At 34.9% G+C, this 13,122-nt stretch carries 7 protein-coding genes and 1 other RNA gene; 3 read left to right on the forward strand and 5 right to left on the reverse strand.

Annotation, left to right across the window (positions count from 1 at the left end; all coding sequences use genetic code 11):
* The first annotated feature begins 89 nt into the window (after positions 1–89).
* The gene (fumC, locus tag ACNRYB_RS21605) at positions 90–1,475 is read left to right on the forward strand and encodes a class II fumarate hydratase (protein ID WP_473728702.1); all 1,386 of its coding nucleotides are present in this window, start codon (positions 90–92) and stop codon (positions 1,473–1,475) included.
* A gap of 156 nt (positions 1,476–1,631) precedes the next feature.
* Here the strand turns inward: fumC and ACNRYB_RS21610 are convergent, their stop codons facing one another.
* Entirely contained in the window at positions 1,632–2,834 is a 1,203-nt protein-coding gene (locus ACNRYB_RS21610) for an NAD(P)-dependent oxidoreductase (RefSeq protein WP_473728703.1), read from the reverse strand.
* Positions 2,835–3,075: 241 nt separating this feature from the next.
* Between ACNRYB_RS21610 and ACNRYB_RS21615 the strand changes: the two genes are divergently transcribed.
* Positions 3,076–4,278, forward strand: a complete 1,203-nt coding sequence (locus ACNRYB_RS21615; protein ID WP_473728704.1) for a serine hydrolase domain-containing protein — start codon at positions 3,076–3,078, stop codon at positions 4,276–4,278.
* Positions 4,279–4,550: 272 nt separating this feature from the next.
* Positions 4,551–4,948, forward strand: a transfer-messenger RNA (tmRNA) gene (gene ssrA / locus ACNRYB_RS21620).
* Positions 4,949–5,097: 149 nt separating this feature from the next.
* Here ssrA and ACNRYB_RS21625 read toward each other — a convergent pair.
* From ACNRYB_RS21625 to ACNRYB_RS21640, 4 genes are read right to left on the reverse strand one after another with little or no spacing between them, the layout of a single operon-like run.
* On the reverse strand, positions 5,098–5,619 hold the full coding sequence (locus ACNRYB_RS21625; protein ID WP_473728705.1) for a DUF3347 domain-containing protein: 522 nt from the start codon (positions 5,617–5,619) through the stop codon (positions 5,098–5,100).
* On the reverse strand, positions 5,616–8,051 hold the full coding sequence (locus ACNRYB_RS21630) for a zinc-dependent metalloprotease (RefSeq protein ID WP_473728706.1): 2,436 nt from the start codon (positions 8,049–8,051) through the stop codon (positions 5,616–5,618). Before ACNRYB_RS21630 ends, ACNRYB_RS21625 begins: the two co-directional genes overlap by 4 nt.
* Before the next feature lie 5 nt (positions 8,052–8,056).
* Positions 8,057–9,481, reverse strand: coding sequence for a RagB/SusD family nutrient uptake outer membrane protein (locus ACNRYB_RS21635; protein WP_343707303.1), 1,425 nt, complete (start codon positions 9,479–9,481; stop codon positions 8,057–8,059).
* A gap of 2 nt (positions 9,482–9,483) precedes the next feature.
* Complete coding sequence (locus tag ACNRYB_RS21640; protein ID WP_473728707.1) at positions 9,484–13,116, reverse strand: SusC/RagA family TonB-linked outer membrane protein; 3,633 nt, start codon at positions 13,114–13,116, stop codon at positions 9,484–9,486.
* Positions 13,117–13,122: the final 6 nt, after the last annotated feature.

Below are 13,122 nucleotides of genomic sequence, written 5' to 3' on the forward strand. Positions count from 1 at the left end.
GAACATACAATCCCTTTCTCTAAAAGAGCTCAGATGAATTTCATCTAAACATTTCACATTTTACGAATAACATTTTTACATACAACATAATGAAATACAGAATAGAAAAAGACACCATGGGCGAAGTTCAAGTCCCAGCCGATAAATATTGGGGTGCACAAACAGAACGATCTAGAAACAATTTCAAAATCGGACCAGCGGCATCTATGCCAAAAGAAATCATAGAAGGTTTTGCCTATCTCAAAAAAGCAGCTGCTTATGCCAATTACGATTTAGGTGTGCTGCCAATCGAAAAAAGAGATGCCATTGCAGCCGTATGCGACGAAATCCTTGAAGGTAAACTAGACGATCAGTTTCCGCTTGTAATCTGGCAAACAGGTTCTGGAACGCAAAGCAACATGAATGTTAACGAGGTAATTGCCAATCGCGCTCAAGTTCTTAAAGGTTTTGAAATTGGTGAAGGCGAACAATTTATAAAAGCCAATGACGATGTCAATAAATCACAATCTTCAAATGACACTTTCCCAACTGGAATGCATATTGCGGCTTACAAAATGGTTGTTGAAACTACCATTCCTGGAGTAGAAAAACTTCATGCTACTTTAACCAAAAAAGCAACCGAATTTAAAGATGTTGTTAAAATCGGGCGCACACACTTAATGGATGCGACACCATTAACTCTTGGTCAGGAAATTTCAGGTTACGCAGCGCAATTAGCCTTCGGATTAAAAGCATTAAAAAACACTTTAGCTCATTTGTCTGAAATTGCTTTAGGAGGAACTGCAGTCGGAACTGGGCTAAACACTCCGAAAGGATATGATGTAAAAGTCGCAGAATATATTGCAAAATTTACAAACCATCCTTTTGTAACTGCTGAAAATAAGTTTGAGGCACTTGCAGCGCACGATGCCATTGTAGAAACACATGGAGCTTTAAAACAATTGGCTGTTTCATTAAACAAAATTGCTAATGATGTTAGAATGCTAGCTTCGGGGCCAAGATCTGGAATTGGCGAAATCCATATTCCGGAAAATGAGCCAGGTTCTTCTATCATGCCAGGAAAAGTAAACCCAACACAATGTGAAGCTTTAACCATGGTTTGCGCACAAGTTATAGGAAATGATATGGCAATTGCTGTTGGCGGTATGCAAGGACATTATGAACTGAATGTTTTCAAACCTGTAATGGCTGCAAACTTTTTACAATCAGCACAATTGCTGGGCGATGCTTGTGTTTCTTTTGACGAACATTGTGCTCAAGGAATCGAACCAAATCACAAACGCATCAAAGAATTAGTTGATAATTCGTTAATGCTCGTTACGGCGTTAAACACTAAAATAGGCTATTACAAAGCCGCAGAAATAGCTCAAACCGCTCACAAAAACGGAACTACTTTAAAAGAAGAAGCCGTTCGTCTTGGTTATGTAACTCCAGAAGATTTTGATGCTTGGGTAAAACCTGAGGATATGGTTTGAGTTATGAATTATGAATTATGAATTATGAGTTATGAATTATGAGTTATGAGTTTTTACTCTAACGTAAATAATAAAAGGAGAAACATAAATGTTTCTCCTTTTATTTTATCTACAAAGTCGGCTAAAACTCATAATTCAAAACTCAAAACTCATAACTTATTTACCGTCTACATAATCCTGCAAATAACTGAATCTTTCTGTTAGTTTTCCATTTTCAGTGATTTTGGCGCGTTTTAAGATTCCATCTTTATCCCCGTTGAAAAAAGCTGGAATTACGTGTTCCATAAATTGTTCACCGAAACCTTCGCTAGCATCTTTTGGAATTTCGCATGGCAAATTATCTACAGCCATTACTGCAACAGCTGCTGGGTGAAAAAGATCAACTTCACGATCTTCTAATGGAAAATATCCATACAAAGGATCTTCGATCGTTGATGAGCGAACTGTACAGGCAATTGGCCCATTAACATCACAAGAAATATCGGCCACAACTTTCAATTTGCAGTCGCTTGCATTCAGCATTTCTTTCGTTAAAATCATCGGCGCATTATTGGCATGAAAATGCCCTGCAAAATAAATATCAGAAACTTTTGTGAATCTCTCAAAATCAGATTCATACTCTTCCGGATGCTTAACAAAATCTACAAAATCTAAAACTTGTCCGTCTTTTCTTTTGTTATATTCTAAAACATCCAGCTGCACATAAACTGCCTGAGCATATTTTTTTGTCAAATAATTATCAATCGTAATTTCTTTCACTTTTATGGCATCCAAAATTTCTTTTGCTCCGCTCCCAACCTTTCCAGTTCCCGTAACTACAAATTTTAAAGCTGGCATTGTAATGCGTTTTAAATGCTTTATCAAATCTTCTTTTCCAGAAAGCGATTCTGCTTTTGGAAGTTTAAACAATTCAAATTTAATTCCAAATGCCCGAATTCCGTTATAAACGCCAACCATTCCGGCATATTTTCCAAAACCAATTAAACGATGATCGTGTTCGTTTACAATCGTTTCATGATCGTATAAATCGATATTTTTTTCTAAAATCGCCTGAAGTAATTTTCTATTATGAGGCTGTTTTTTAATTGTATGAGAAAAAAAGAAATAAGACTTGTTTGGAATCAAATCGTCTACAGGAACTTCTTTTACACCGAATAAAACATCACAATCAGATACGTCATCAGTAACGGTAATTCCCATATTTTTATAATCATCATCAGAAAATATTCTGATATCTGAACTTTCAACTTTTACAGATGCATCATGATAAAGTTGTTTCATCCTTGCCAATTCATTTGGAGAAAAAACAACTCTTCTATCTGGCGGGTTTTTTCTCTCTTTTATGATTCCAAATTTCATTTAATGTGGTTTTTTAGTTTTTAATAATATAACTTTTTAAAACATATTTGTTTCAAATATAACAAATTTAGTTAAAATTTTGTTTCAAAAATTCTATTTAGAATGTTTTAAAACCGTTAAAAGCTGAAAAACAACCGACTAAAATTCACTTTTCTTAATAAAATGTTAAAAAACACAAAATAAAGCCTCAGAACCAAGAATACAACAAAATTGAATTCGATATATTTGTTTTTAAAGAACGATGCAAATGATTTTCCTTAAAAAGACAAAGATACCACAATTACTTTTTTCAATGCTTGTTTTAAGTTCTTGTGGTCAAAACAAAACAACAGCAACAGATACAACTCAGACAGTCGAAGATACCTTACCTAAAATGAAGCCGTTAGGAGCTGAACCGAAAGTTTCACAGGCTTATAAAAATTCGGTTGTCGGCAGAATAAATCACTTTTACAACAAAAATTGGCCAAATAATACCATGAATGGAAGCTTCTTAGTCGCCAAAAATGGACAGATTTTATTTGAAAAATATAATGGTTTTGCCAATAAAAATGAAGGGACCAAAATAACTCCTGAGACACCTGTACAAATTGCTTCTGTGAGCAAAGTGTTGACCGCTACAGCGGTTTTAAAACTGGTAAACGCAGGCAAAATTGACTTAGATCAAAAAGTAAATACAATTTTAAAAACCTTCCCTTACGAGGAATGCACCATCAGAATGTTATTGGATCATCGCACAGGAATGCGTAATTATGCCTATTTCACAGATCGCGACAAATCGATTTGGGACAGACATAATCAATTAACCAATAAAGATATTTTAAACATTCTGGCTACAAAAGATATTGGATTAGAATCTAGAACTGGAACACGTTTTAGCTACTGCAATACCAATTATGCAATGCTGGCTCTGATTATTGAAAAAATTACAGGTTTAAGTTATAAAGAAGCCATGTCTGAAATGATTTTTAAACCTCTTGGAATGACTCATACTTATGTTTTTGATGACGATAAAGACAGAAAGAAAATTGTTCCTTCTTATAAAGGCAATGGTGTAGAAATCGGTTTTGATTATTTGGATAATGTCTATGGCGATAAAAACGTATTTTCTACTGCACGAGATCTTTTAAAATTTGATCGTGCCAGACAATCGCCTGATTTCTTAAAGCCTGAATTGTTGAAACAAGTTTATACCGGTTACAGCAACGAACGTAAAGGAACTAAAAATTACGGTCTTGGAATTCGAATGATTAATTGGGAAACAGGACAAAATTTCTATTTCCATAACGGCTGGTGGCACGGAAATACCTCATCTTACATTACTTTGATGAAAGAAGGCGTAACGATTATTGCCTTGTCTAATAAGATGACAAGAAACACTTATGCTGTTCGCAAACTAGCTCCGATTTTTGGAGATTACCCTTTTAATTTTAAAGACGAAGAGTAAAAATAGTTGTAAAGTCATAAAGTCCAAAGCCCAAAGTCGAAAGTCCAAAGTCTTAAAGTTGTTGTCTATTTTGACTTTGTCTTTTAATATACTAATTGAGGTGCAATAAAAAGGAGCAAAAGAAAGTAAGCTTTTGATTTTAAAAACTTTATAACTTTCAAGTTTCGATGTCCAGCTTTAGACTTTCCGACTTTGAACTTTGGACTAATATTTTTTTTAAAATTTTAGCAGAAAGTAATTTCAAATACTCTAAATTTGCAGACTTATTTTTTGGGGTCGACTGGTTTTGACAGCAAGTCGAATTGAACAGTAAGCACGTCGAGCATTGAGACCTTGCTCGTAAATATAAGATCTCGAACTTTTACACGGCGAAAATAATTACGCTTTAGCTGCATAATCCGAATCATAGTAAGATTACGCCACGTCTCTACAAGGTAGAGAAGCTGGATTCTCCTGGAAAGCCTTGGTTTGTGGCGTTCCGTTCAGGGGAACCGTAAAAATAAACCTAGATTTCCATTAGCTTCGGGTGGATTTCGAAATTTAAGAAGATAAGTGTTGGGTGGTTGTTTCTGGCCTAGCTCAACATCGAAAATCCAATCAGGAAATAAGCGTGTAGAAAGCTCTTTAGTTGCTTGTTTGGACCCGGGTTCGATTCCCGGCGACTCCACAAAAAAGCCTGTAAACTCAATGTTTACAGGCTTTCTTTTTTTAATTGTTTCTACAATAGTTTTAACTATAACAATGGCATTCATTATTTTAAACGACAAATACGGCCTCTTTAGAAAACCGCATTTATCAAACTAATTCAAATTAAAAAAACTATAAGCTTGCTTTTACTTCACCACAGGTAAGCATATTTTTTGGATAGTACGGATTTTTGATTTCTTTACTATCGCTTGTCCAAACTGCACCAGTCATTGGGCAGACTTGTAAATATAATGTTTCATCTGCTGCTTTAAACTTTGAAGCTTGATCCCAATATTTTACTGAAAGAGTCTCAAAAATCTTGCGCTGTTTATTAATGTTTTTTGTCGCGGCAATCTGATTAGCCAATTCTATAATTTCTTTTCTTGAAATTGTAGCAATGTTCATTTGTTCCAACGTTAACTTTTTAAACTTGAAGTTTTTTAAAGAATTCGTCAAAGCTATAGCACTTTTAACGGCAACAAGGCTATCCGAAAGTATTAAGCTATTTTTTAAAGCCAAATAACTCTTTGTAATTTCTTTCTTTTGCTCTTCTCTTTTTTGCACCAATTCTGGAGTCACTTCTTCTTTTGATGTTAATTGTGCTTGAGCCAAAGTACTTAAGCAAATAAATGCTATAACTAATATTTTTTTCATATTGCGGTTTTATCTAATTTATTAACGATTTTATCGATTTCGATTAAAATGTTTTCGAAATGATCTTTATTAAATCCTGTTGAAGCATCCATAAGCTTTGTAACATCGGTTCTTAATTTTATAAGATGCTGTTTTCCGTAGAGCCTTATATCGCTTCGCTGAGCTGCATTTAAAGCTTTACCTGGTTCTGTTTCTTTCGGCAAAAGCAATATGCCTAGTTTTTCAATATAACCACGCTGTAAACTTCTTCTGTAAAAATCTTGTTTTTCATCGCCTGTAAATTTCACCCAAACTGTTTGCTGTAAATCATTTAGAAATTCAGGAACTGTATAAGCATTTTCAAACTGAATCGATTTAAGACTGATATTGTACAGCATTCCAGAACTTAAAAGCATATTTAAAACCTGATTCTGCTGATCTGAAATTTGATCTGCCGTTTTTAAAGAAATAAGCTGATCAATTTCCTGTGGGTACATCCATAGCGGAGCTACAAACAATTGCCTTCCGACGTAGTCAATAGCAGCTTTTACTTTAGCTTTTGGTATCTGCTGATAGACAACACCTTTTTCATCTACAGTTCTTTTGGTCACATAATTATTGCCAATATATTTCAATACATGGTACAGATAGATACTATATTGCGATACCACCGCTTTGTGCATATCCGATAAATTATCATAAGCATCATTAGGCTGATAGGTCCATTCGATAAGATTTGGCACAACACGCTTTAAATTTTTTATTCCGTAGTCACTTGCCTTTACTGCGTCATCACCGATATCTTCTCTTTGGCTGCGCGGATCTTCATCCTTACCTTCTCCCCCAAACCATAATTTAGGATTAGCTGTCAAACTATCTGTAGTCAGTTTTGCTAACAGCTTTTCTTCTTCAAATTCGTCTTTAGCGTTTGGATAATAACCATACCCCCATTGAACTGCCCATTTGTCGTAGCTTCCGATGCGCGGATAAATTCCTTTTGGACTAATGTTATCTTCTGGCTGCGCCACATAATTAAAGCGGGCGTAATCCATAATAGAAACGGTATGTCCATTGGCTTCTACCCATTTTTTGTCACGAAGTTTTTCTACTGGGGTAGCATTGCTCGCTCCCATATTATGGCGTAGACCAATAGTGTGACCTATTTCATGCGAAGAGACGAAACGGATTAATTGTCCCATTAATTCATCATCCAGATGCATTTTTCTTGCTCTTGCGTCAAGAGGCCCAGCCTGAATCATATACCAGCGCTGGACTAATTTCATCACATTATGATACCACCCAACATGGCTTTCTATAATTTCACCGCTTCTTGGATCGCTCACACGAGGCCCATACGCATTTGGCGTTTCAGAAGCGTAATACCTTACTAAAGAATACCTTGCATCTTCTAGACTCATCGTTTTATCGTCTTCCGGCCATTCTTTCCCTACAATTGCATTTTTAAAACCAGCGGCCTCAAAAGCTTTTTGCCAGTCGTTGATTCCAGCAATTAAATATGGTCTCCATTTTTTTGGTGTTGCTGGATCGATATAGTAGACAATCTGTTTTTTTGGTTCTACAAGTTCTCCTCTCAAATACTTTTTAATGTCTTTTTCTTTCGGCTCTAAACGGTAACGCTGAATAATGAATTTCTTTTGTGCACGCTGTTCATCATCATCAAACAAAACATATTTGTTGGCAAAAAAACCTACTCTTTCATCAAAAAAACGTTTACGCATTGGTGTTTTAGGCAATAATACAATTGATGTATTTAATCTAATAGTTATGCTTCCGCTGCTTGCTGTGCTGCTTGTATAGGTTTTTGTGGTTTTTACTTCAATATTGATTGCATATGTATCAATAGCTTCTATAAAAGATTTATCATCAGCAAGAGAAGTCAGTTTTTTTTCTGTTTTCTCTTTGCTTTCCAAAGAAAACATCGGATTATCTTTTTTGAATGCATCTGTTACATCAATAACAGTATTTCCGTTATCTGGATTAGTGGTTTTGATCGGAAAAGCACCTACAATTGGATTTTCATTACTTCCAGCCAATGCTTTTGCCAACATTGAGTCAGCCGAACGCACATCTTGTTTATATTGAAGTGATCTCATATAAACAGTATTATTTGCCCCTTTTTCAAAGTAAATGGTCTGTTCGTTGGCTTTTTCTCCTCCAAAAGCTCCCATTCCTTCTGGAGTAGATAAATATCTTGTTACTACCAGCATGTATCGGTTAAACAAACTATCTGGAATCTGAAAATAATATTTACTATCGACCTGACTTACGGTAAAGAGTCCTAATTTGTTTTTTGCTTTATCAGTGATTATTTTATTATAAGCCTGCATGCCTTTGGGCTGTGTACTGGTACTATCGGCTTTTTTTTCTGGGGTTTGAGCAAAACCATGCTGCCAAACGGACAGCACGGTTAGTAGTATAATTAACTTTTTCATTGAAATTAAAACGGAACTTTCTCGTCTGTATTTAAAGTAAGTTTTGGATTTTTTGTCAGTGCCGATAAAGGAAACGGAATAATGTACAATCTTGAGTTAGGCTGTAATGTATAAGTTTTTTGAGGAACTGTTTTGTTTACGATTGGAAATACTCTCGTTATTGTTTTTGCATATTCTGCTTCTGTATTTAATCGCTTTAAATCAAAAAATCTATTAAATCCTAAAAGCAGTTCTTTTCTGCGTTCGTTCACCACAAGTTCCATAGTTTCTTTTCTAGTCGCAGGAACGGTTAAATTTACTGTGCCAGATAGAATACGTTTTGCTCTTAAAGTATTTAAAACTCCCACTGCTTCATTTAATTTATTGTCTCTGGCATAACATTCTGCTAGCATCAAATATACTTCAGTTGTCTTCATACCAACTGTTGGATAAAAAAACCTTGTATATTGAACTCCCCAATAAGCAGTATTCGAACCCTGATCTAAATTGGTTGTACTAGTAGAATTGAAAAACAAATTAAAACGAGCATCATTTGTTCCAAATAAAGTTCTCAATTCAGGGCTAATAATATAGCTCTGCGCAAAATTCATTTCATTATAACCCGTCATATACATATAACTTAACACCTCGATATTATCTGCTGCCGGAACAGCCACTGATGTTGGCCCTCCTTTCGCATTGTAAGCAACCATATCAAATATCTGATTATTGTAACTCAATGATTTTTCTGCTGCAGCCTGTGCCGCCGCAATTTCTCGTTTAAACAAATGAACTTTAGCTTTAAATGCGTAGGCAAATGCGAGTGATGGGTGATAAACATCCATTGGTTTTTCCTTCAGATATGGCAAAGCATCTTCTATATCTTTTTGTATGAAATCGTAAACCTGGGCAACAGTAGATTTTGAAGGCTGCGCTTCCAGATCAAATTTATCCATGATACAAATTCCTCCATCAGTCGCAGCGGTTTGCGGATCATATGCTTTAGCATACGTGTTTACTAATAAGAAATGATCGTACGCTCTATAAATTTTAGCTTCGGCTTTGGCTAGTTGCTTTATGCTCTCATCTCCTTTACTATCATCAACCAACGAAATAACAGTATTCCATCTATTAATATAAGTATAAGCTTGATTATAAAAACTTGAAGCTGTGAATAAAGAAACCCTGTCTATAGTTTCATCAAAAGTAAAATTAATGATGTCAATGTTTGGAGTTCTTCCTATTACGTTGGCTTCTCTCATCCATTGGTCATCTGACAAATATTGAAAGTTATTGATTGGATAACCTCTATTTGGCAGCGAAACTAATTCAAGAAATTGTTGAGGAGTTTCGATCACCAAAGCGCCTTTGGGTGTTATTTCAGTGTATTCTTCGCATGATGAAATCGTTAACATCATCAAAGACAATAATATTATATAAATCTGTTTCATTTTTAAAGAGTAAGATTAAGACCTAGTAAATACGTTTTTGGCAATGGTAAATTACGTGTACCAGAATTTAGACTATAAACCTCTGGATCAATACGATTACCAGCTGCACTCCAATACCAAATATTATTCATTTGAAAAGTAAATTTTGCAGAAGCTATCTTCATTTTATTTGCAAAAGTTTTTGGCAAATTATACCCTAAAGAAATGTTTCTCAATTTAATATAATCTCCATCTACCACATTTGCAGTCGAGTTTCTCCATTGGCTGCTGATAGTTCCTGCGTAATTTCTAACGCTTTCATCAAAATCAACATATAAACGAGTATTTCCGTTTCTGTTTGTATCGGTATAACGATCTGTGATACCTGAAAGGTTTACGGCATCAGAACTCATGTCTAAGGTTTCTTTACGCATTACATTTCCGCCTGAGAAAACAAACAGAAAATTTAAATCAAACTGTTTATAAGAAAAACGCTGTGACAATGAACCAGTGTAAGTTGGCATTAAAGTTCCCACATTTACTAGGGCATCAGCATTAGTAATTGTTTTGATGCTTGTTGAAATTGGATTTCCATTTTCATCAAAAGTTATAGAAGGATTTCCATTTTCATCCAAAACGTAAGGATAACCATTTACTGTTCCTCCGTATTGGTAAGCATACATGCTATTAAATAATTCATTTTCTAGAAAAAAATTGGTTGGCGAAGAAACATATACCGATGCTGTCGATTCAGCTCTTGTTACTTTTTTAACGGTTGTCTTGTTGTGGGCAAAAACTAAATTAGAATTAATGCGGAAATTACCGTTATTGTACCATTCAGAACCAATACTAAATTCGATACCTTTATTTAATAGAGCTCCTGCATTGATTTTTCTTGACAAAGCACCAACAGTAGGATCAAGATCTGTAGTCGCCAATAAATCGCTACTGTATTTGTGATAAACATCAATCGTACCGTTTAATTTAGCTCTAAATAAGCTATAATCTACACCAATATTGGTACTTTGTGTTTTTTCCCATCTTAACATCGGATTTGGCTGAGCCGTAATATTTGTATATTGTAAAGATTGATACAGGTTATCGTTTCTTCTTGTAGCAGTAATATAAGGTGTTGTATTTTGATCAACATTTCCGTTTATACCATAAGTCGATCTCAATTTTAACATACTTAGCCATTTAACTTGTTTCATGAAATCTTCATTGCTGACATTCCAACCTAAACCTACAGACCATAATGGACGGTTTTTATACTTTGGATCAACTCCAAACAAATCTGCTCTATCTACTCGGTAACTTCCCGTAAGGTTGTATTTTGATAAATAAGTATAACTCGCAGTACTAAAAATAGAAAAGTAACGATGAAGGATTTCTTGCTGTGTTCTGCCTAACGCTGAAAGTGTTCTGTTATTCCCAAAAATATAACTAGAAACTCCCGTTTGGCTAAGTGCAAGATTGTTTAATACTGCAGAAGTAAGCGTAACAGGATCATATCCATATCGAAGTTGTTCTATGATTCTTGGAACAAAAGTTTCACGCATTTCTGTACCAACTAATGCATTAACTGAGTGCTTGCCTTCTGCAAACTCTTGATTAAAATCTAATTGATTTCTAAAAGAATAATTACTTGCCTGACTGCTTGCCTGTTTGTATCTTCCTCCTGTAGAAAAGCCATCAACGTAAGTGTATGCATTTGTAGTTGGATTATAGCCCGTTAATGCATTGATAGCATAACGCATTCTATAAGAATTGACATCATGATATTGTTCTCTATCATTTTTTCTTACTTCATATTGAAATTGCGTATTAAAACTTAGACCTTTCCATAATTTAGCTTTTACGTTAGCGAAAGTTCTTAGACTTAATGAATTTTGCTCCTCAATACCTTCTTTAAGCGCATCTAAAACATTAAAATTAAAAGATTTAAAACCGCTTAAACCTGATAGTTTTTCAACCATAGCCGGATTAAGAGCACCACTAGAGGTAAATCCATCTTTAATTGATGCAAATGAAGATTGCACTAAATTTCCATTATCATCTGTAATACGTTCGTATCGCTTTTGAATGTCGTAATTGCCAAGATCATATTCTGTAACATCATCATTACTGTAGGTTCCATTTACTCCAAATGTTGCATTTAACCAATTGTTTATCTGGAAACTACTTTTTGCGTAAAGATTGAATGCACGTCCAGTATTATATTTTATACGATTTTTAGATTCATCATAATTAAGAGACACATACGTATTCTGTTTGCTTGTGCTTCCCGAAAATGCAATATTGTAACGCTGTCTAAATTCATTTTGCCAAACATTATCGCGATAATCTTTATTATAATCATTCTTTCTCCATTGTGCAAGAGTACTGTTATAAGTAGCATTATCGATTTTTCCCTCTTCCAGATTTCTGTTTAATTGATAAAGAGGACTGTAATATTTTGTACTGCTGTTTCCAATATCTCCGTAACTGCTAAACATGGTTGCAGTATCAGCAAATCTTGCTCTTTCTCTATTGTAAACCGCCTGCTCAAAATCAATCAGATCACTTGTCGAGGCATAGTTCATATCTCTCAAATTTGGTTTATCTGAAATAAAGAAATCTGAGTTTACCGTCACTTTCAACTTACCATTTCCTTTTTTGGTAGTTAATACAATAATACCATTTGCCGCTCTTGAACCATAGATAGAAGCTGCAGCCGCATCTTTAAGAACATCAACACTTTCAATATCATACGGATTAATTTCATCCAATGTCAATTCAGTTGGCAAACCATCTATTACTACTAGCGGACTGTAGCCAACATCTGCAGAAAAAGTACCGATACCTCTTAATATGGGCTGATCAGATCCAAGTCCGTTTGGATTTTTTTGAAACATCAAACCAGCGACACGGCCTTCAAGCGCACTCGATAAATTGCCATTAATATTTTCGTTTAACACCTTTTCATCAACTTTACCAATAGCACCAGTAAAATTGCTTCTGGCAATGGTCTGAAAACCCGTTACCACAACTTCTTTCATGGCAGCCACTTTGTCTTCAACGATAATAGTTAGTACATTTCGGCCATTAATAGCAATCGACTTTGTTTCAATAGTTAATCCCGAACATTCTAAAATTCCGCTCGCAGGTACATTTTCAAAGACAAAACCACCATCAAAATCGGTAATACTAGTTCTATTTGTGCCAGAAAGGGTTACTGTAACGCCTGGAAATGGCTCATTTTTATTGTTGGTAATTTTTCCGCTTACGCGAATTAGTTCGTTTCCCAAGCTCTCCGTCTTTTCTTTTCCTGCACTAACAACAATGGTTTGGTTCGCAAGATTGAACTTTAAATTCTGATTTCTAAAAACTTGATTTAAAGTTTCATTTAAAGAAGAATTTTTAACATTAATCGTAACCGGTTTAGCATCTTTCAGCAATTTCTGAGTGTAGAAAACTTCATAGTTAGTCTGTTTGGCCACTTCTTTCAACACGGTCTCAAGAGAAGCGTCTTTAAAATTGATTGTAATAGTCTGGGCTTGGCTCTTATAACTGCTGAACAAAGTAAACAGCACACTTAACAAAGCAAGAAAACTAACGTTCGGAATCTTTTTTTTAAGTTTTTTGTAAGGTTTTTTTGGTTGTAAATTTAATTTCATACATTT

The sequence above is a fragment of the Flavobacterium sp. CR10 genome (assembly GCF_055814415.1).